General features: G+C 66.0%; 16 protein-coding genes, 2 tRNA genes and 1 pseudogene. 9 read left to right on the top strand and 10 right to left on the bottom strand.

The genetic code is table 11. From position 1 onward, the window contains the following. Positions 1 to 35 precede the first annotated feature (35 nt). On the top strand, positions 36 to 737 hold the full coding sequence (locus BN972_RS07135; protein ID WP_036354472.1) for an IclR family transcriptional regulator: 702 nt from the start codon (positions 36 to 38) through the stop codon (positions 735 to 737). Positions 738 to 797: 60 nt separating this feature from the next. Then, positions 798 to 1,310, top strand: coding sequence for a pyridoxamine 5'-phosphate oxidase family protein (locus BN972_RS07130; RefSeq protein ID WP_036354469.1), 513 nt, complete (start codon positions 798 to 800; stop codon positions 1,308 to 1,310). 18 nt (positions 1,311 to 1,328) lie between these two features. Here the strand turns inward: BN972_RS07130 and BN972_RS07125 are convergent. From BN972_RS07125 to BN972_RS07110, 4 genes are all read right to left on the bottom strand, one after another. After that, positions 1,329 to 1,401 (bottom strand) — tRNA-Glu (locus BN972_RS07125). 72 nt (positions 1,402 to 1,473) lie between these two features. Next, positions 1,474 to 1,545: transfer RNA gene (locus tag BN972_RS07120), tRNA-Gln, on the bottom strand. A gap of 134 nt (positions 1,546 to 1,679) precedes the next feature. Next, positions 1,680 to 3,152 (bottom strand): glutamate--tRNA ligase, encoded by a 1,473-nt coding sequence (gene gltX / locus BN972_RS07115; RefSeq protein ID WP_080696725.1) that lies wholly within the window; start codon positions 3,150 to 3,152, stop codon positions 1,680 to 1,682. Continuing rightward, positions 3,149 to 3,937, bottom strand: coding sequence for a fumarylacetoacetate hydrolase family protein (locus BN972_RS07110; RefSeq protein WP_036354463.1), 789 nt, complete (start codon positions 3,935 to 3,937; stop codon positions 3,149 to 3,151). Before BN972_RS07110 ends, gltX begins: the two co-directional genes overlap by 4 nt. A gap of 306 nt (positions 3,938 to 4,243) precedes the next feature. On the opposite strand from BN972_RS07110, the gene BN972_RS07105 reads away from it, so the two are divergent. Together BN972_RS07105 and BN972_RS28145 are read left to right on the top strand one after the other, a co-directional pair. Further along, positions 4,244 to 5,500 (top strand): MFS transporter, encoded by a 1,257-nt coding sequence (locus BN972_RS07105; RefSeq protein ID WP_036356848.1) that lies wholly within the window; start codon positions 4,244 to 4,246, stop codon positions 5,498 to 5,500. A gap of 39 nt (positions 5,501 to 5,539) precedes the next feature. Next, positions 5,540 to 6,595, top strand: a pseudogene (locus BN972_RS28145) (MFS transporter); the annotation flags it as partial. Positions 6,596 to 6,728: 133 nt separating this feature from the next. On the opposite strand, the gene BN972_RS07085 reads toward BN972_RS28145, so the two are convergent. Together BN972_RS07085 and serA are read right to left on the bottom strand one after the other, a co-directional pair. Continuing rightward, positions 6,729 to 7,739 (bottom strand): 3-isopropylmalate dehydrogenase, encoded by a 1,011-nt coding sequence (locus BN972_RS07085; RefSeq protein ID WP_036354452.1) that lies wholly within the window; start codon positions 7,737 to 7,739, stop codon positions 6,729 to 6,731. 49 nt (positions 7,740 to 7,788) lie between these two features. Further along, the gene (serA, locus tag BN972_RS07080; protein WP_036356846.1) at positions 7,789 to 9,375 is read right to left on the bottom strand and encodes a phosphoglycerate dehydrogenase; all 1,587 of its coding nucleotides are present in this window, start codon (positions 9,373 to 9,375) and stop codon (positions 7,789 to 7,791) included. 260 nt (positions 9,376 to 9,635) lie between these two features. Between serA and BN972_RS27620 the strand changes: the two genes are divergently transcribed. Genes BN972_RS27620 through wrbA form a run of 4 tightly spaced genes read left to right on the top strand, consistent with a single transcriptional unit; the run spans position 9,636 to position 15,327 of the window. Further along, complete coding sequence (locus tag BN972_RS27620) at positions 9,636 to 11,438, top strand: tetratricopeptide repeat-containing glycosyltransferase (RefSeq protein WP_235192392.1); 1,803 nt, start codon at positions 9,636 to 9,638, stop codon at positions 11,436 to 11,438. A gap of 35 nt (positions 11,439 to 11,473) precedes the next feature. Further along, positions 11,474 to 13,252, top strand: coding sequence for a glycosyltransferase (locus tag BN972_RS07070; RefSeq protein WP_235192391.1), 1,779 nt, complete (start codon positions 11,474 to 11,476; stop codon positions 13,250 to 13,252). Positions 13,253 to 13,297: 45 nt separating this feature from the next. Beyond that, the gene (locus tag BN972_RS07065) at positions 13,298 to 14,728 is read left to right on the top strand and encodes a phytoene desaturase family protein (protein ID WP_036354450.1); all 1,431 of its coding nucleotides are present in this window, start codon (positions 13,298 to 13,300) and stop codon (positions 14,726 to 14,728) included. Continuing rightward, entirely contained in the window at positions 14,725 to 15,327 is a 603-nt protein-coding gene (gene wrbA, locus BN972_RS07060; RefSeq protein ID WP_036354447.1) for an NAD(P)H:quinone oxidoreductase, read from the top strand. Before BN972_RS07065 ends, wrbA begins: the two co-directional genes overlap by 4 nt. Before the next feature lie 79 nt (positions 15,328 to 15,406). Here the strand turns inward: wrbA and ilvC are convergent, their stop codons facing one another. From ilvC to BN972_RS07045, 3 genes are all read right to left on the bottom strand, one after another. Next, positions 15,407 to 16,408, bottom strand: coding sequence for a ketol-acid reductoisomerase (ilvC, locus tag BN972_RS07055; protein ID WP_036356838.1), 1,002 nt, complete (start codon positions 16,406 to 16,408; stop codon positions 15,407 to 15,409). Between the two features lie 71 nt (positions 16,409 to 16,479). Further along, complete coding sequence (gene ilvN / locus BN972_RS07050) at positions 16,480 to 16,995, bottom strand: acetolactate synthase small subunit (protein ID WP_036354444.1); 516 nt, start codon at positions 16,993 to 16,995, stop codon at positions 16,480 to 16,482. Then, positions 16,995 to 18,875 (bottom strand): acetolactate synthase large subunit, encoded by a 1,881-nt coding sequence (locus BN972_RS07045; RefSeq protein ID WP_036354441.1) that lies wholly within the window; start codon positions 18,873 to 18,875, stop codon positions 16,995 to 16,997. Before BN972_RS07045 ends, ilvN begins: the two co-directional genes overlap by 1 nt. Positions 18,876 to 19,102: 227 nt before the next feature. Between BN972_RS07045 and BN972_RS07040 the strand changes: the two genes are divergently transcribed. Further along, positions 19,103 to 19,480, top strand: coding sequence for a PH domain-containing protein (locus BN972_RS07040; RefSeq protein WP_036354439.1), 378 nt, complete (start codon positions 19,103 to 19,105; stop codon positions 19,478 to 19,480). Here the strand turns inward: BN972_RS07040 and BN972_RS07035 are convergent, their stop codons facing one another. Next, on the bottom strand, positions 19,481 to 20,335 hold the full coding sequence (locus BN972_RS07035; protein WP_036354436.1) for a DoxX family protein: 855 nt from the start codon (positions 20,333 to 20,335) through the stop codon (positions 19,481 to 19,483). Between the last annotated feature and the right edge of the window lie 122 nt (positions 20,336 to 20,457).

Below are 20,457 nucleotides of genomic sequence, written 5' to 3'. Positions count from 1 at the left end.
TGGGATCTCATAATGCGAGACGCTAGTATCTCCTTGTGAGACAGCATAGCGGCATCGGCGTTCTGGACAAAGCCGTCGGCATCCTGCAGGTGGTCGCGGAATCCCCCTGTGGTCTGGCCGAACTCTGCGAACGAACCGGTATGCCGAGGGCGACGACCTATCGACTGGCGGCCGCCCTGGAAGTCCATCGGCTGCTGGGACGCGACGAGGACGGCCGTTGGCGGCTTGGCCCTGCTGTGACCGAACTGGCCGCGCACGTCAACGATCCCCTGCTCGCGGCGAGCGCTGCCGTGCTACCGCAATTGCGCGAGACGACGGGTGAGAGTGTGCAGTTGTACCGCCGGGAGGGCACCTCGCGCGTCTGCATCGCCGCCCTGGAACCCCCTGCGGGGCTTCGCGATACGGTGCCAGTCGGGGCACGGCTGCCGATGACGGCCGGCTCGGGCGCCAAAGTGCTGCTTGCCCACAGCGACGCCGCCACCCAGCAGGCGGTCCTGCCGCAGGCGATGTTCACGGACCGGGTGCTGGCCGAGGTGCGCCGGCGCGGGTGGGCGCAGAGCGTCGCCGAGCGCGAACCGGGCGTCGCGAGCGTATCCGCCCCGGTGCGCGATAGCCGCGGTGCGGTGGTGGCTGCGATTTCGGTTTCGGGACCGGTCGATCGGATGGGGCGACGGCCCGGGGCGCGTTGGGCCGCCGACCTATTGGCCGCCGCGGACGCGATCACTCGCCTGCTGTAGGTGAGAGTCTCAGCGCCACCGGCGCAGACGCGCAACCGCCCGCCTGTCAGACTGACGCCTATGGGAACCAATCAGCGCGCAAGCATCGTCATGTCCGAGGCGGAAATCACCGACTTCGTGAACAACAGCCGGACCGGCACGCTGGCCACCATCGGCTCCGATGGTCAGCCGCACCTGACGGCAATGTGGTACGCCGTGGTAGATGGCGAGATCTGGTTGGAGACCAAAGCCAAGTCGCAGAAGGCGGTAAACCTCAAGCGGGACCCGCGGGTGAGTTTCCTCATAGAGGACGGGGACACCTATGACACGCTGCGCGGGGTGTCTTTCGAGGGCGTTGCCGAGATCGTCGATGATCCAGAAACCGCTCACCGGGTTGGGGTCAGCGTCTGGGAGCGTTACACCGGTCCCTACACCGACGATATGAAGCCGTTCGTCGAGCAGATGATGAACAAGCGGGTCTGTGTCCGCATTGTCAGCAGACGTGCCCGTTCCTGGGACCACCGCAAGTTGGGAATGCCCAGCATGCCGGTGGGCGGGACCACCGCACCGGCGGCGAGGCGAGGCGGCGAATAACCGCAGAATTTCGATTTGTAGCCCCGATGGGATTCGAACCCACGCTACCGCCGTGAGAGGGCGGCGTCCTAGGCCGCTAGACGACGGGGCCAGACACAATCCGGAGTGCCAGCATAGCTCACCCCGGAAACCCCACCTAATCGCTTGAGCTGGCGAGGTTTTGCTGGGGTACCAGGACTCGAACCTAGAATGGCTGAACCAGAATCAGCTGTGTTGCCAATTACACCATACCCCATCGGCTACCTATAACCGCTGGTCAGAGCGCTACCGAAACCTATCTCAGGTCTCCGGATCCACTGCTGCCAGCCGTTGCAGGCCTTTCGAAGCCGAAGTGCAGACTACCAAAGACTTGCGGCCCGATCCGCATGCCTACAGCCCTGGCACCTGCTCACGCGCGGATCGCAGCCGCTGCAGGCTGCGATCGCGGCCCAGCAACTCCAGAGATTCGAACAACGGCGGGCTGATCGTGGTTCCGGTGGCGGCGACACGGATCGGACCGAATGCTTTGCGTGGTTTGAGCGCCAAGCCTTCGATCAGGGCTTCCTTGAGCGCCTCCTCGATCTGCGCGGTGGTCCAGTCCGCGACGCCCGTCAGCGCGGCGATGGCAGCGTCCAGCACCGCGGCCGAATCCGAGCTCAACTCCTTGGCTGCCGCCTTCGGGTCCAAGGCGTATTCGTCGTCGTTGAGGAATTTGAGCAGCGCCCACGCGTCTCCGAGTACGACGATGCGGGTCTGCACCAGTTCGGCGGCGGTGGCGAAGCTCTGCTCGTCCAAGGCGAGATGATGCCCGTGTGTCTCCAGGTAATCGCGCAGCCGGCGGGTGAAGTCGTCGACGGCGAGCAACCGGATGTGCTCCGCATTGAGCGCGTCGGCCTTCTTCTGGTCGAAGCGGGCCGGGTTGGAATTGACATTGACCACGTCGAACGCCGCGACCATCTCGTCGAGGCTGAACAGATCGTGGTCGTCGGCGATCGACCAGCCGAGCAAGGCAAGGTAATTCAGCAGGCCCTCGGGAATGAACCCGCGATCGCGATGGGCGAACAAGTTGGATTGCGGGTCCCGCTTGGAAAGCTTCTTGGTGCCCTCACCCAATACCGTTGGCAGATGGGCGAAATTCGGGATGCGTTCGGCCACCCCGATCCGGATCAGCGCCTGATACAGGGCCAGCTGGCGCGGCGTCGACGGGAGTAGATCCTCACCCCGCAACACGTGGGTGATCTTCATCAGCGCGTCGTCGCACGGATTGACCAAGGTGTACAACGGATCTCCGTTGGCGCGGGTGAGCGCGAAGTCGGGCACCGTGCCGGCCGCGAACGTGGTCGGGCCGCGCACCATGTCATCCCAGCTGAGGTCTTCGTCGGGCATACGTAGCCGCACCACCGGCTGGCGACCCTCGGCTAGGTATGCCGCGCGTTGCGAGTCGGTGAGATGACGGTCGAAGTTGTCGTAACCCAGTTTCGGGTTGCGGCCTGCGGCGATATGTCGTGCCTCGACCTCCTCCGCCGTCGAGAACGCGTAGTAGGCCTCGCCGGCTTCCAGCAGTCGCGCCACCACGTCGCGGTAGAGGTTGGCGCGTTGGGACTGTCGGTATGGCGCGTACGGCCCGCCCACCTCGGGACCCTCGTCCCAGTCCAGGCCCAGCCAGCGCAGGGCGTCGAGCAGGGCCAGGTAGCTCTCCTCGCTGTCACGCTGGGCGTCGGTGTCTTCGATGCGAAAGACGAAGGTGCCGCCGGTGTGCCGGGCGTAGGCCCAGTTGAACAGCGCCGTGCGGACCATCCCGACGTGCGGGGTGCCAGTGGGCGACGGGCAGAAGCGAACCCGAACGTGGTCGGTTGCGGTCACGGCTTTCCTTTGCGGACAACGGGATTGGTAAGGGTACCGATTCCTTCCAAGGTGACGGAGACCGTGTCACCATCTTCGATCGGGCCCACTCCGGCCGGTGTTCCGGTCAGGATCAGATCGCCCGGCAGCAGCGTCATTACCGCCGAGATCCATTCCACGATGGCGCCGACGTCGTGAATCATCAACGAGGTGCGGGCGTTCTGCTTGACCTCGCCGTTGACGTCGGTGCGCAGTGCCAGATCGGCGGGGTCGACATCGGTGACGATCCAGGGCCCGATCGGGCAAAAGGTGTCGTGGCCCTTCGCACGAGTCCACTGACCGTCCGCCTGCTGTTGATCGCGGGCCGACACGTCGTTGCCAATGGTGTACCCAAGGATGTTGTCGGCGGCCTGCGCTGCGGAGACGTCTTTGCAGGCCCGCCCGATCACCGCCGCCAGCTCCCCCTCGAAGTGCACGGGTGAGGCGTTGGCCGGCAAGCGAATCGGCACGTTCGGCCCAATGATCGCGGTGTTGGGCTTCATGAAGATCACTGGGTCGGCGGGCGCCTGACCGCCCATCTCGGCGATATGGTCGGCGTAGTTTTTGCCGATGCAGACCACCTTGCTGGCCAGTATGGGGGCCAGCAGCCGGACGTCGGCCAAGGGCCAGGAGCGGCCGGTGAAAGTCGGGGTGCCGAACGGATGCTCGGCGATTTCGCGGGCCGTGAGGCTGGCGGGTTCATCCAGTTGGCCTTCGATGCTGACGAAGGCGACTCCGTCTGGGCTGGCGATTCGACCAAGGCGCATTCGGATGAGCCTAGCCGGGTGACGATGCGGGCCCGCAGGGCCCGAGGAGGAGCCCGGCGATCAAGCCGAGCCGGGTGACGATGCGGGCCCGCAGGGCCCGAGGAGGAGCCCGGCGATCAAGCCGAGCCGGGTGACGATGCGGGCCCGCAGGGCCCGCTTATCAACCGCACACTCGCCGAGACTGCAAATCTGCAGCGAAAGTGCGAGTGGAGCCCTGCAAATTTGCAGTCTCGGCGTCGTTGTACCTGAAACCCTCCGTTCAAATCCGCCCTCCTTATGACGTCATATCTGTGCAAGCATTGCCTGATGTCATCGCACGCGGTCAGCGCGGCGACGCGCTGGTCGATGGTGGCCGTCGCGCTCGTGGTGACTGCCAGCGCGTTCAGCTTCATCAACGCGGTCCCATTCCTGATCCCGGCGCTGGAAGCCGCGCATGGAACCCCGCTGTCGGAATCCGGTCTGCTGTCGGTGATGCCGAGCCTGGGCATGGTGGTGACGCTCATCGGCTGGGGCTACGTGGCCGATCTCATCGGCGAACGGATCGTGCTGACAGTGGGTTCGATGGTGACGGCGGTGGCCGCGTATGCGGCGTCGACAGTTGACTCGCTGCTGACAATGGGAATTTTGCTATTTCTCGGCGGCATGGGTGCGGCGAGCTGCAACCCCGCCTGCGGCCGACTGGTCGCCGGCTGGTTTCCGCCCGAGCAGCGGGGTCTGGCCATGGGGGTCCGCCAGACCGCGCAGCCGCTCGGGATTGCCATGGGCGCCTTCATGATTCCGCATCTGGCCGAACACGGGCCACCGGCCCACGGGCTGTTGTTTCCAGCGCTGGCATGCGCATTCTCGGCGGTGGTCGCCGCCGTCGTCGCGCATGACCCGCCGCGTAAGCCGCGCGCGGTCGCGCGGGACGGCGAACTGGCCAACCCCTACCAAGGAACCACCGTGTTGTGGCGCATCCATGCGCTTTCCGCGTTGATGGTGATGCCGCAGTCGATGACGGTGACGTTCATGCTGGTCTGGCTGAACAAGAACCAAGGCTGGTCTGTGGAGGCCGCCGGCACCCTGGTGACGCTCACGGCTCTGCTCGGCGCTGTCACCCGCATCGCGGCGGGCCGGTGGTCGGACCGCGTCGGATCCCGCATGCGTCCGATTCGGTTTATCGCAACCGGCACCGGCGTGACGATGCTGCTGCTGGCCGTCACCAACAACTTCTACGGTCCCCTGGCGGTGTCGCTGATGGTCACGACGTCGGTTATTACGGTGATGGACAACGGATTAGAAGCGACCGCGATCACCGAGTTCGCCGGTCAGTTCTGGAGTGGACGCGCGCTGGGGGTGCAAAACACCATCCAGCGGCTGATGACGCTGACCGGGCCGCCGATGTTCGGCGCGATCATCGGTGCCTTCGGCTACCCGGCCGCGTTCGCGCTGTGTGGCCTGTTCCCCTTGGCGGCCGTACCGGTAGTGCCAACCGGACTGGTCGCGCCCGGGTTGGAGGAACGGGCGCGTCAGCAACCCGCCACCGGCCGCCTTCGCGACCGGCTGGTCCGGTCGCGCAGCTAGCGCACGGGGCGATCCCCGAACCTGTGCAAGCATGGATAAATGCCCAGGGAGCCGACCAGCCCCGCCGCTCGCTGGACGATCGTGGTCGTTTCGCTGTTCGTCACGGCAAGCTCATTCCTGTTTATCAACGGCGTCGCGTTCCTGATACCGCGGCTGGAAGCCGCGCGCGGAACGCCGCTGACGCAGGCGGGTCTATTGGCGTCCATGCCCAGCTGGGGCATGGTCGTCACGCTGGTCGCCTGGGGGTATGTGCTGGACCGCGTCGGTGAGCGGATCGTGTTGACGGTCGGCTCCGCGCTCACCGCTGCGGCGGCTTACGCCGCGGCCTCCGTGCACTCGCTACTTCTGATGGGTGTCTTCCTGTTCCTCGGCGGCATGGCCGCAGCCAGCTGCAACAGCGCGGGCGGCCGGCTGGTCTCCGGCTGGTTCCCGCCGCACCAACGCGGCCTGGCGATGGGTATCCGCCAGACCGCACAACCGGTGGGAATCGCAGTGGGCGCGTTGGTGATTCCGGGGCTGGCCGAGCACGGCGCCCACACCGCGCTGATGTTCCCGGCGGTGGCATGCGGCATCGCCGCGGTGATCAGCCTGATCGGTGTCACCGACCCGCCGCGCAAGTCGCGCGCGTCGGCCAGCGACGAAGAACTCGCCAGCCCGTACCGCGGCTCCTGGGTGCTGTGGCGCATACACGCGGCCTCGGCGTTGCTGATGATGCCGCAGACGGTGACGGTGACCTTCATGCTGGTGTGGCTGATCAATCACCACGGCTGGTCGGTGGCCGCGGCCGGTGGCCTGGTGACGATTTCGCAGTTGATCGGCGCGGGTGGCCGAATTCTGGTGGGCCGCTGGTCAGATCGCGTCGGCTCCCGGATGCGACCGGTCCGCTTCATCGCGCTGGCCTCCGCGCTGACGCTGTTCCTGTTGGCCCTCGCCGACAACATCGGCTCGCGCTACGACGTGCTGCTGATGGTTGTCATCTCCGTCATTGCGGTCCTGGACAACGGGCTGGAAGCCACCGCCATCACCGAATTCGCCGGGCCGTACTGGAGCGGACGAGCCCTGGGCACCCAGAACACCACTCAGCGCCTAATGGCCGCGGCAGGTCCGCCGATGTTCGGCGCCTTGATCACCACGGCCGCCTACCCGTTGGCGTGGGCGCTATGCGGTCTGTTCCCTCTGGTGGCGGCGGCGTTGGTGCCGGCCCGCGTGCTGCCGCCGGGCCTGGAGATCACAGCCCGGCGACAATCCGTTCGCCGACATCGGTGGTGGCGAGCCGTTCGGTCCCGCGAGTTGCCAAGTGGGCCTCGACCGCCCGGTCCACCCGGGCCGCCGCGTCGGTCTCGCCGAGGTGGGAAAGCAGCAGCGCCACCGAAATGATCGCCGCCGTCGGATCGGCGATGCCCTGACCGGCGATGTCGGGCGCGCTGCCGTGCACCGGCTCGAACATGGATGGATTGGTGCGCGTCGCATCGATGTTCCCGCTGGCCGCCAACCCGATTCCGCCGCAGACCGCCGCGGCCAGGTCGGTGATGATGTCGCCGAACAGGTTGTCGGTGACGATCACGTCGAATCGGCCCGGGTCGGTGGCGAGGAAGATCGTGGCGGCGTCGACGTGCTGATAGGCCACCTCGACGTCGGGATACTTCTCGCCGATCTCCTGCACCGTGCGCAACCACAGCCCACCGGCGAACGTCAGCACGTTGGTCTTGTGGACCAGGGTCAGGTGCTTGCGCCGCGCCTGCGCCCGCTCGAAGGCGTCGGTGACCACCCGGCGCACCCCGAACGCCGTGTTGACGCTCACCTCGGTCGCCACCTCGTTGGGCGTGCCGACGCGAATCGCGCCACCATTGCCGGTGTAAGGCCCCTCGGTGCCCTCGCGCACCACCACGAAGTCGATCTCGGGGTCCCCGGCCAACGGGCTCCGCACCCCCGGATACAGCCGCGCGGGCCGCAGGTTCACGTGATGGTCAAGCTCGAAGCGCATGCGCAGCAGCAGACCCCGCTCCAATACCCCGCTGGGGACCGACGGATCACCGATCGCGCCGAGCAGAATCGCGTCATGCTCGCGCAGCTCGGGCACCACCGAATCCGGCAGCACCTCGCCGGTCGCGTGATACCGCCGGGCACCGAGGTCATATTCGGTTTTCTCGACCCCGGGCAGCACGACATCGAGGACTTTAAGCGCCTCCGCGGTGACTTCCGGACCGATGCCGTCGCCGCCAATGACCGCCAATTTCATCTGCGCCGCTCCTCCTCACCGGGGAACTCTGCATCGTCGCCGGCGCGATTCATGACAGGTCAACCACTTCGAGCTTGTTGGCACCCACCGCGTCGGCGATCGACGTCCGCACTTCGGCGGGCACGTCCTGATCCAGCCGGAGCAGGATCGTGGCGCTGTCTCCTTCGGTGTCCTCGGACAGCTGAGCGGCCTGGATGTTCACCCCGGCGGCTCCGAGCAGCGTGCCGATCTTGCCCAGCGCACCGGGCTGGTCGGCGTAGTTGATCACTAGGTTGATGCCCTGGGCGCGCAGGTCGAAGTTGCGGCCGTTGATCTGCACGATCTTCTCCACCAGCTGCGGCCCGGACAGCGCGCCCGCGACGTTGACCACCGAGCCGTCGGCGGCCACGGCCCGTACGTCGACCACACTGCGGTGGTTCGGGCTCTCGGTGGCCTTGCCGATTTCGGCGGTCACCCCACGCTCGGCGGCCAGCGCCGGCGCGTTGACGAACGTCACGGTCTCCTCGATGACCGCCGAGAACAGGCCGCGCAGCGCCGAGAGCTTCAGCACCTCGACCTCCTCGGCGGCCAGCTCACCGCGCACCTGTACCGACAACGACACCGGCAACTCATCGGACAACGCGGCCGCCAGCACCCCGAGCTTGCGGGCCAGATCCAGCCAAGGCGCCACCTCCTCGCTGACGACGCCGCCGCCGACGTTGACCGCGTCAGGGACGAACTCCCCCGCCAGCGCCAACCGCACGCTCTGGGCAACGTCGGTGCCGGCCCGGTCCTGGGCCTCGGCGGTGGAGGCGCCCAGGTGCGGGGTGACGACCACCTGCGGCAGCTCGAACAAGGGACTGTCCGTGCAGGGCTCGGTGGCGAACACGTCGAGCCCGGCGCCGCGCACGTGGCCGCTGTTGATGGCCTCGGCCAGCGCAGCCTCGTCGATCAGGCCGCCCCGGGCGGCATTGACGATGATGACGCCGGGCTTGGTCTTGGCCAGCGCCTCCTTGTCGATCAGTCCCGCCGTCTCCGGCGTCTTGGGCAGGTGCACCGAGATGAAGTCGGCGCGGGCGAGCAGGTCGTCCAGGGACAGCAGTTCGATGCCCAGCTGGGCGGCGCGAGCCGATGAGACGTAGGGGTCGTAGGCGACGATGTGGGCGCCGAAGGCGGCGATCCGCTGGGCGACGAGCTGCCCGATCCGGCCCAGTCCCACCACGCCGACGGTCTTGCCGAAAATTTCGGTGCCGGAGAACTTCGACCGCTTCCAGGTGTGCTCGCGCAATGTCGCGTCGGCGGCCGGGATCTGGCGCGCGGCGGCCAGCAGCAACGCGATCGCGTGCTCGGCGGCACTGTGAATGTTCGACGTCGGGGCGTTGACCACCAGCACCCCACGAGCGGTGGCCGCATCCACGTCGACGTTGTCCAGACCGACGCCGGCTCGGGCAACGATCTTGAGCTTGGTGGCGGCGGCCAGCACCTCGGCGTCCACCGTGGTGGCCGACCGGACCAACAGCGCGTCCGCCTCGGGCACCGCGGCCAGAAGTTTCTCCCGGTCAGGCCCGTCTACCCAGCGCACCTCAACCTGGTCTCCCAGGGCAGCGACAGTTGATTGGGCAAGTTTGTCGGCGATCAATACAACAGGCAGGTTCACGCGGACAGCGTAGTCGGGGATCGCGAGCGCGGCGGAGCCGGGCGAAGCGGGTCGCCGCCATCGGCATAGTCGGGGATCGCGAGCGCGGCGGAGCCGGGCGAAGCGGGTCGCCGCCATCGGCATAGTCGGGGATCGCGAGCGCGGCGGAGCCGGGCGATGCGGGTCGCCGCCATCGGCGTAGTCGGGGATCGCGAGCGCGGCCACACATCACTCGCGTAAATCCCTTAACCACAACCGGCGGCGCTGAGTACGATCCGGCCGTGTCCTCCTCGCGACGCCCGACGATCTGCGTCAACATGATCGTCCGCAATGAAGCGGCGATCATCCGGGAAACTCTCGACAACATCGCGCAGTACATCAGCGCCTGGGTGATCGTGGACACCGGCTCCAACGACGGGACCCAGGACATTGTCCGCGACCACATGGCGCATCTCGGCATTCCGGGCGAACTCCACGAGCGGCCGTGGCGCAATTTCGGGCACAACCGGTCCGAGGCGTTGACCCTCGCCCAGGGACACGGCGACTACATCTGGGTCCTCGACGCTGACGACAAGGTCATGGGCGACCTCGATTTCGGGGAGTTGGGCAAAGATCTCTACCAGCTTCGTTATGGCCAAGTGACCGATATCTTCTGGCGGCCGAACCTCTTCCGCGACGGGTTGCCGGTCCGTTATGAAGGCGTGGTCCATGAATACGTCATGGTCGACTCCGATTTCAGTCACGACCGACTCGACGGTGACTACTTCATCGATTCTCGCCGCCTCGGAGCGCGCAACCTGAATCCACAGCATAAATACGAGAGCGACCGCGACCTGCTGCTCGCCGAGCTCGAACGCAATCCCGAGGATGCACGGTCGGTTTTCTATCTGGCGCAGAGTTATTTCGACCTCGGCGATTTCGAGAACGCCCGCAAGTGGTACCAGCACCGCGTCGACATGGGCGGGTGGGCCGAAGAGGTCTACCAATCGATGTATCGCGTCGCGGAGTCGATGTGGTCGATGGGCGCGCCATGGCATGAGGTAGAAAGCGCCTACCTGCAGGCCTGGGAGTTCCGGCCGAGCCGCGCGGAACCGTTGTACGCCATTGCTTTTCGGTACCGTCTCGACGAGCGCTACCGGCTCGGCTATCTGTTCGCCAAGCACGCCGCCGAGATCCCGTTTCCCCTCGAGGACACGTTGTTTGTCAGTGCGGACACCTATACCTGGGGTGCGCTCGACGAGGCCGCCGTCTGCGCATCATGGATCGGCGAGCATGCCGAGGCGGTCACGCTCTGGCGACGAGTCCTGGCCAAGGACAACATTCCGGTCGAAGATCGGCAACGTATTTCCGCCAACTGCGACAACAGTGCGCCGAGGCTCCTTGAGTCGGCCGTCGCGTATCCCAGTGAGTTGGCGCCCGAGCTGATGGGCCGTCGCCGCGACGCCGAAGTGGTGCTCAGCCTCCTCGCCGGGCCGGACCGCGACGGCACCGAGGTGACACTGAACTCATTGCTGAACTGTTGCACCGACGTGTGGCGAATCGGGCGATTCCTGGTGGTCGATGCCGGCTTGGCCGCGGGCGATCGCGCGATGCTGCTCGAACGGTATCCGTTTCTGGAGTTTTCTCCGATTGCGGTCGGAGAGCCTGCGGGCGCCCTACTGTCGCGGATCCGAGACCAGATCTACGGACGATTCTGGCTGCACCTGGGCCAGGGCTGGCAGTTCTATGCCCATGAGCGCCTGATCACCCGTCTGACCAGCGTGCTGGAGGCAGAGGAAAGCGTCTATCAGGTGGCGGTCAACTTCACCGATGCGGACAAGCTGATCGGTGCGAGCGCGACGGATGACATTGTGTCCTGCACGCCCGGCGCCGGACGCTATGTGCTGGGCAGTCAAGTGGCGCACGGTCCGGCAATGTTCGACACCGCCCTACTGGATCGTGCTGGCGGGATCCGTGACATAGATCCGGATCCCCTCGCCGAACTGGGCCGGCGGGCAGCCGCCGCCGGTCTCGCGACTGCCACCCTGGATGAGGTGCTGTGCATCAATACGGTGCCACCGGCGAGCCTGTCGGCCGACCGCTGAGCAGCGACACACCGACGCAGACATAGGATCTCGCCGTGCCCGCCCAGCCCGCGATCTGCCTCAACATGATCGTGCGCAATGAGGCTCATATCCTCCACGAAGTGCTTGACGTGGTGGCCCCATACATCAGTGCGTGGGTCATTGTGGACACCGGCTCCGACGACGGCACCCAAGAGCTGGTTTGCAACCAGATGGCCCGGCTCGGCATCCCCGGCGAGCTGCACGAGCGGCCCTGGCGCAACTTCGGCCACAACCGCACCGAGGCGCTGGCCCTGGCCCAGGGCCATGGCGATTACATCTGGGTCATGGATGCTGACGACACCATCGAAGGCACGATCGACTTCACCGGGCTCAGCGCCGACGTCTACTGGCTGCGCTGCCGGGACTCAGACACCAACACCTTTTGGCGACCGCATTTATTTCGAGACGGGTTGGCGGTGAGCTACGAAGGCGTTGTACATGAATACGTCACGGACGACGTGAGTTTCCGCCACGACCGATTGGACGGCGACTACCACGTCGAATCTCGTCGACTCGGCGCACGCAACAGCGACCCGAAACGCAAGCACGCCAGCGACCGCGATTTGCTGCTTGCCGAGGTCGAACGCAATCCCAGCGATTCTCGGTCCGTCTTCTACCTCGCTCAGAGCTACTTCTGCCTGAGCGATTACGCCAACGCGCGAAAGTGGTATGAACGGCGCGTCGAGATGGGGGGCTGGGATGAAGAGGTCTTTTACTCGCTCTTGCGGGCCGCGGCGTCGATGGCCGAACTCGGCGAGCCGTGGGATCAGGTACAGCACAGTTACCTGAAGGCTTGGGAATACCGGCCGAGCCGGGCCGAGCCTCTATATGCCATTGCGCGGTGGTATTGCAGGCAGCAGCGCTATCACCCTGGCTACTTGTTTGCCAAGCGCGCGACCGAGATCCCCTACCCCGAAGACGACATCGTCTTCGTCGCCGCGGATGTCTACAACTGGCGCGCGCTCGACGAACTGGCGGTGTGCGCGTCGTGGATCGACAAGAAGGCCGATGCGTTCGCGATCTGGCGGCGGGTGCTGGCGCGGCCTGACATCCCCGAGGAGGACCGCAAGCGGATGGCCGCGAACCTCGACGTGTGTGCACCGCCAGTGATCGACGCGGCGTCCCGCTACCCGGAGGCCTTGGCGCAGGGCCTTTTTGCCGGTCCGCGCGACGCCGAGGTCACCGTCAGCCTGGTCGCCGGCCCGGATCGCGCCGGCACCGATCTGACCCTGAACTCATTCCTGAACTGCTGCACCGACGTGTCGCAGGTCGGACGCTTCTTGGTGGTTGATGCCGGCCTGTCCGCCGCAGATCGGGCCGACCTCCTCGAGCGCTACGGGTTTCTCGAGTTCACCGACGCCGCCCCCGCCAATGGGCCGGCTGCCCACCTCACCTACCTGCGGGCTCAGATCCACGGACGATTCTGGCTGCACCTGGGCCAAGGCTGGCAGCTCTATGTCCCGGAGCGCTTGATCACCCGCCTGATCAGCGTGCTGGAGGCCGAGGAGCACGTGTACCAGGTGGGGATAAATTTCGGCGATGCGGTCACGCTGAGCGCCGCGAGCGCGGCAGAGGACACGGTGCGCCGAGCGCCCGGCGCCGGACGCTATGTGCTGGGCAGTCAAGCCGCGCACGGCCCGGCAATGTTCAACACCGCCCTACTCGATCGCGCCGGCAGTATCCGTGACACGGATCCGGATCCCCTCGCCGGACTGGGCCGGCGGGCCGCAGCGGCCGGGCTGGCGACCGCCACCCTCGACGAGGTGCTGTGCATCCAGTCGGCCTCGGGGTAGTTGCCCCGGATTCCCTTCGATGGCGTCGTCGGCTGTAATTCACACATGGACGTCACCGTCGTCGGCAGCGGACCCAACGGGCTCGCCGCGGCCGTCATATGCGCACGCGCGGGCCTGAAGGTGCAAGTTGTCGAAGCTCAGCCGACTTTTGGCGGTGGGGCACGAACGCAGGCCGACTCTGAGTTTCCCGGAATCCTGCACGACGTCTGCTCGGCGGTGCACCCGCTGGGTTACGCCTCGCCGTTTTTCGCAGAGTTCGACCTGTCCGCGCGCGGGGTTGAGTTGGCGGTGCCCGAGATTTCCTATGCCAACCCACTACCCGGCCGGCCCGCGGCAATCGCGTATCGCGACCTGGAGCGGACCTGCGCTGAGTTGGACGACGGCGCGGCGTGGCGACGCTTCCTGGGCCCGTTGTTGACGAACTCCGATGCGGTGGTCGCCTTCTTGCTGGGCGACAAACGTTCGGTGCCGAGGTCGATACTGACCCCGATGCGACTGGGCTTGCGCATGCTCAGTCAAGGCACCCCCGCTTGGGCCACACTGCGTGGCGACGACGCGCGCGCTCTGTTCACCGGCGTTGCCGCGCATGCGATCACGCCATTGCCGTCGCTGGCCTCGGCGGGTGCGGGGCTGTTGCTTTCCACGCTTGCCCATTCGGTCGGCTGGCCGATACCGGTGGGCGGCACCCAGCAGATCTCGGACGCCCTGATCGCCGATTTGCGGGCGCACGGTGGCTCATTGACGTCGGGCGTGGAAGTCGATTCCCCGCCCGAAGGCGTCGCGGTCTTCGACACGGCACCGACGGCGCTGCTGCGGGTGTACCGCGACTCGATCCCCCATCGCTACGCAAAAGCGTTGCAGCACTACCGCTTTGGATCCGGTGCGGCCAAGGTTGACTTCGTCCTCAATGACGAGATTCCGTGGTCGGATCCGCGACTCAATCAGGCGCCGACCCTGCATCTCGGAGGTACCCGCGCGGAGATGGCGCGGGCCGAAGCAGACATCGCCGCGGGGCGCCACGCGCAGTTGCCGATGGTGCTCGGATCGTTGCCGCACCTTGCCGATCCCGGCCGGGTGGACGCCGACGGTCATCGGCCGTTCTGGACATACGCCCACGTGCCCGCGGGATCGACCGTCGACGCGACCGAGGCTGTCACCACCGTAGTCGAGCGGTTTGCGCCCGGATTCCGTGACATCGTGGTGGGGGTGCGCAGTGTGCCGGCCGCGCGGATGGCCGAGCACAACGCGAACTATGTCGGGGGCGACATCGCCGTGGGCGGCGCCTCGGTGTTCCGCGCGACGCTGGGTCCTACGCCACGGCTAAACCCCTGGAGCACACCGATTCCCAAGGCGTACCTGTGTTCAGCGGCGACCCCGCCGGGCGCCGGTGTGCACGGCATGGGCGGCTACTACGCGGCACGAACGCTGCTGCGGCGTGAGTTCGGGATCAAAGAGATGCCTAAGCTCTTTCCATGACGAAACTTGCGATCATCTACTACTCGGCCACCGGGCATGGCACGTCGATGGCAAAGCGCGTCGCGGCGGCGGCCGAAGCTGCAGGCGCCGAAGTTCGCGTCCGCCACATCGCCGAAACTCGCGACCCGGAGGCGTTCGCGCAGAACCCCGCCTGGACCGCGAATTACGAAGCAACCAAAGATCTTCCAGCTGCCACCGGTGACGACATTGTCTGGGCGGACGCGGTGATTTTCGGCTCGCCGACCCGCTTCGGCTCCACCTCATCACAATTTCAGACGTTCATGGACTCACTCGGCGGCTTGTGGGCGCAGGGCAAGCTGGCCGACAAGGTGTACGCGGCATGGACGTCGACGGAATCCCCGCACGGCGGCCAAGAGACGACCCTCGTCAGTCTCTACCTGTCGCTGATGCACTGGGGCGGCATCATCGTGCCGCCTGGGTACACCGACCCACTGAAGTTCGTCGATGGAAACCCGTACGGGGCAAGTCTCGTCGCCAACCGCGAGAACATCACCGACATCGACGAGGCCACGGCCAACGCGCTTGACCACCTGGCGCGGCGGGTGGTCCGGGTTGCCGGACGCCTAGCGTCGTCGTAATCCGCCGAGCGTCACACCAGCGTGACCGCTGGCGCCGAGCGCCACGCTGGCGTGACACTCGGCGTTAAGTGTTCAAGCGCTAGGCGGTCTCGGTGATTGGGCGGTCAACCCAGCTCATCAAGTCGCGCAGCTTCTTACCGGTGACCTCGATCGGGTGCTCGGCGTTCTCTTTACGCAGCTGCTCGAGTTGCTTGTTGCCGCCCTCGACGTTGGCGACCAGCTTCTTGGTGAACGTGCCGTCCTGAATATCGCGCAGGATCGCGCGCATCCGCTCCTTGGTGTCGGCGTCGATCACGCGCGGCCCAGAAAGGTAGCCGCCGAACTCCGCGGTGTCGGACACCGAGTAGTTCATCCGCGCGATGCCACCCTCGTACATCAGGTCGACGATCAGCTTCAGCTCGTGCAGCACCTCGAAGTAGGCCATCTCCGGCGGGTAACCCGCCTCGACCATCACGTCGAAGCCGGTCTTCACCAGTTCCTCTGTGCCACCGCACAATACGGCCTGCTCACCGAACAGGTCAGTCTCGGTCTCGTCCTTGAAGGTGGTTTTGATGACCCCGGCGCGGGTGCCGCCGATCGCCTTGGCATAAGACAGCGCCAACGCCTGGCCTTCACCGGTCGGGTCCTGGTCGACGGCGATCAGCGCGGGAACGCCCTTGCCGTCGACGAATTGGCGCCGCACCAGGTGGCCCGGCCCCTTGGGTGCGACCATCGCGACGGTGACATTGGCCGGCGGCTTGATCAGATCGAAGTGGATGTTGAGGCCGTGGCCGAAGAACAACGCGTCGCCGTCCTTCAGATTGGGCTCGATGTCGTTGGTGAAGATCTCGGCCTGCGCGGTGTCCGGCGCGAGCAGCATGATCACGTCGGCCCACTTGGCCACCTCGGCGGGAGTGTCGACCTCCAGCCCCTGCTCCTCCACCTTGGCGCGGGACTTCGAACCCTCTTTCAAGCCAACCTTCACCTCGACGCCGGAGTCACGCAGGCTCAGTGAGTGCGCGTGCCCCTGGCTGCCGTAACCGATCACGCCGACCTTGCGGCCCTGAATGATCGACAGGTCTGCGTCGTCGTCGTAGAACATCTCCAGCGTCTGCGCCGGCACATCTGCCACGTCAATATCTCCTTCTAATCTGTCTTTTCACTAGTGCGAACTTATTTGGCGTTGCTGATACCGCGCGGACCGCGGGCCATCGACACCACACCGGACTGGACGATCTCCTTGATGCCGAACGGCTCCAGCAGCCGCAGCAACGCTTCAAGTTTGCCGCGATTGCCGGTGGCCTCGACGGTCAGCGATTCCGGGGATACGTCGATCACGTTGGCCCGGAACAGGTTTGCCGCCTCGATAACTTGGCTGCGGGTGCCCGCGTCGGCGCGGACTTTGATCAGCGCCAGTTCCCGGTCCACCGAGTTGTCGGAATCCTGCTCGACGATCTTGATCACGTTGATCAGCTTGTTGAGCTGCTTGGTGATCTGCTCGAGCGGTGTCTGATCGGCGGAGACCACGATGGTCATCCGCGACATGTCCTTCTGTTCGGTACCACCGACCGCCAGTGACTCGATGTTGAAGCCCCGTCGGGAGAACAGTGCTGCCACGCGGGCAAGCACACCTGGCTTGTCTTCGACTAGAACAGACAGCGTGTGGGTCTTCGTCGAACTGGTAACCATCAGGCGTGTCCCTCGGTGATGTCGTCGAACAGCGGACGAATGCCGCGGGCGGCCTGGATCTCGTCGTTGCTGGTGCCTGCGGCGACCATCGGCCAGACCTGCGCATCGGCGCCGACGATGAAGTCGATGACGACCGGGCGGTCATTGATCTCCCGCGCGCGGTTGATCATCTCTTCGACGTCTTCCTCGCGCTCGCAACGCATTCCGACACAGCCCAGCGCCTCGGCCAGCTTCACGAAATCCGGGATGCGGTGAGAATGGGTGGCCAGGTCGGTCTGCGAGTAGCGCTCTTCGTAGAAGAGGGTCTGCCACTGCCGCACCATGCCCAGGTTGCCGTTGTTGATCAGCGCCACCTTGATCGGGATCCCCTCGATGGCGCAGGTAGCGAGTTCCTGGTTGGTCATCTGGAAACAACCGTCACCGTCGATCGCCCACACCTCGGTGTCCGGCAGGGCGATCTTGGCGCCCATGGCCGCCGGGACGGCGAAGCCCATGGTCCCCAGACCCCCGGAATTCAGCCAGGTGCGCGGCTTTTCGTACTTGATGAACTGCGCTGCCCACATCTGGTGCTGGCCGACGCCGGCCACATAGATGGCGTCCGGACCGGCAATCTGACCCAGCTTCTCGATGACGAACTCCGGGCCCAGGCTGCCGTCGCTCTGCGGGTCGTAGCTCAGCGGGTAGGTCTTGCGGACATCCTCCAGATAGGCCCACCAGTCACTCATTTCGATATTGCCGGGCACCTCGTAATGCCGCAGCATCTCGATGAGGTCGGTGATGACGTTCTTGACATCGCCGACGATCGGCACGTCGGCGTGCCGGTTCTTGCCGATCTCGGCCGGGTCTATGTCGGCGTGGATCACCTTGGCCTCGGGTGCAAACGATTCCAGCTTGCCGGTCACCCGGTCATCGAAGCGGGTGCCCAGCGCGATCAGCAGGTCGCTGCGCTGCAGCGCGGCCACCGCGCCGACGGTGCCGTGCATGCCCGGCATGCCCATGTTCAGCCGATGGCTGTCGGGGAAGGCACCGCGGGCCATCAGGGTCGTGACCACCGGGATGCCGGTCAGCTCGGCCAGCTCGCGGAGTTCTTCGGTCGCCTCGCCGCGGATGATGCCGCCGCCGACGTACAGCACCGGTTTGTGCGCCGCTGCGATCAGCTTGGCGGCCTCACGGATCTGCCGGTTGTGCGGTTTGGTGTTGGGCTTGTAGCCCGGCAGCTCCATGCGCGGCGGCCAGCTGAAGGTGCACTGGCCCTGCAACACGTCCTTCGGGATGTCGACGAGAACAGCCCCGGGACGTCCGCTCGCCGCAATGTGGAACGCCTCGGCGATCACCTGCGGGATCTCGTCGCCGGTGCGCACCAGGAAGTTGTGCTTGGTGATCGGCATAGTGATGCCAGAGATGTCGGCCTCCTGGAAGGCGTCGGTTCCGATCAGCTGCCGGCCGACCTGACCGGTGATCGCGACCACCGGGATGGAGTCCATCTGCGCGTCTGCCAGTGGGGTGACCAGGTTGGTGGCGCCGGGACCCGAGGTCGCCATGCAAACCCCGACCCGGCCGGTGGCGTGCGCGTAGCCGCTGGCAGCGTGGCCGGCGCCCTGCTCGTGGCGCACCAGGACGTGGCGCAGTTGCTGCGAGTCGAACAGCGGGTCATACACCGGCAGCACCGCGCCACCCGGAATCCCGAAGATGACGTCGACGTCGAGCGCCTCTAGCGACCGGATTACCGCCTGTGCACCGGTAAGTTGTTGCGGTGCAATGCGTTTGGGCTGGCCGGTGGCCGGCCTGGACGCCGCTTTGCCGGCGTCCGAGGCGATTTCGGCGGCCTCGCGCGAGGCGGGCGTCGGGGCCGGTGCCGCTGACTTGGTGGGTGCGCTCACTGTTTCCTCTTAGGTCTTTTTCTGCTTTGGCGTCTCGGGGCAAGAAAAAACCCCCGCCAGCTGAGCTGCTGCACGAGGGTCGCGTTGGTGCTCGATAGAGCTAGTCAGGCACCAACGCGCCGACTAATTACTACGAGCATTCCGTGTTGCATAGCGTCCGACGGTAGTCTTCGCACAGCTCAGCAGTCAAATCCGGTGCGTTTGGGCCACGATGGGATGATGCGAGGGTGGTTACTGACTCACCCGTGGTGATCAAGGTCTCGCCGGTGGCGCATATCGCGGTCGGTTTTCTGACGCTGTGCCTGCTGGTGCCGGTCACGGCCTTTCCCTGGACGCTGCCACTGCTGGTCATTCCCATCCTCTTGTCGGCGATGATCGTCCGGCTGCGTACTGTCGCCGACGACCGGGGGGTGAGGGTGCGGACGCTGCTGGGCAGCCGGACGCTCGCCTGGGAGGACATCGACGGACTGCGGTTCCACAGAGGGAACTGGGCCCGCGCCAAGCTCAAGGACGGGTCGGAGGTGCGGTTGCCCGCGGTCACCTTCGCGACGCTGCCGCAGCTGACCGAGGCCAGTTCGGGACGGGTGCCGAACCCGTATCGCTGATCAGGCGAGCGGGTTGACGCCGTTGAGCAGCACCCACACCGCGATACCGGCGGCGATGCCGCTCAGCAACGCCACGAACGAGCCGATGAACGGGCGGGTTGCCCAGCCACGTCCCGCGTCCAGCCCGTAGCGGCCCGGGCCGACCAGGATGACGGCGACGGCCATGACGATCAGGGTGATCTGGTATTCATGCCCGTCCGGCAGGAAATAGGTGAAGGTGTGCGAGCGCGGCCGCGCTGAGGCCGACGCGAGCAAGCCGTTGATAAGGAATGCCAGCGCACCCGCGGCGGCAATCGGCGTGAACAGTCCCAGGACTAGCAGCACGCCGGCGACGATCTCGCCTCCAGCCCCGACGTAGGCCAGGATGTCGGCGTGCTGGAAGCCGACGTCGGTCAGCGCGTTCTTGAAGCTGTGTAGGCCCGATCCGCCCCACCAGCCGAACAGTTTCTGCAGCCCGTGCGCGATCAGCACCACGCCGAGGCCGACGCGCAGCACCAGCAGGCCGAAGTTCTGCGTGCCGCGCCGGCCCGCAGCGCGGATTCGGTCGTCTTCGTCGTCAAAGTCGATCGCCGCGGGCGCCGCCGGCACCTGGCGTGCGGCCTGCGGCGCGACGTAAGGCAGCGGCTCCTGCGAGTCCAGCGGGCTGTATCCCGGGACGGCACCGGAGTTGGCGTCATAGGGCGGGATGATCGTGGTGGTTCCGGTGTTGCCGAAGTCGCCCGCATAGCCCGCCGGCGTCAGATCATCTTCGGGGTCGACCAGGCTTGCCGAGGTGGGACGGCTTGAGGTTGGCACTGCGGTTGGACCTCCGATGAGGTCAGGCCGCTGCCATGGCGATTCATTCGAACTGGTCACGCGTGTCAGGGTAAGGGCTTTTTCGCCGGAAGCTGGGATTTGAAACGGCGCTTTGGCCTGTTAAATCCATATTTTTGCGCGTGGAATGTTCAGGTGGAGCCGATAACCGGCCAGCGACGCCA

It is taken from the genome of Mycobacterium asiaticum DSM 44297, from assembly GCF_000613245.1.
In the GTDB taxonomy this organism is placed as follows: Bacteria; Actinomycetota; Actinomycetes; order Mycobacteriales; family Mycobacteriaceae; genus Mycobacterium; species Mycobacterium asiaticum.
The sequence above is the reverse complement of the archived record's forward strand: the minus strand, read 5'-3'. Positions and strand labels throughout refer to the sequence as shown.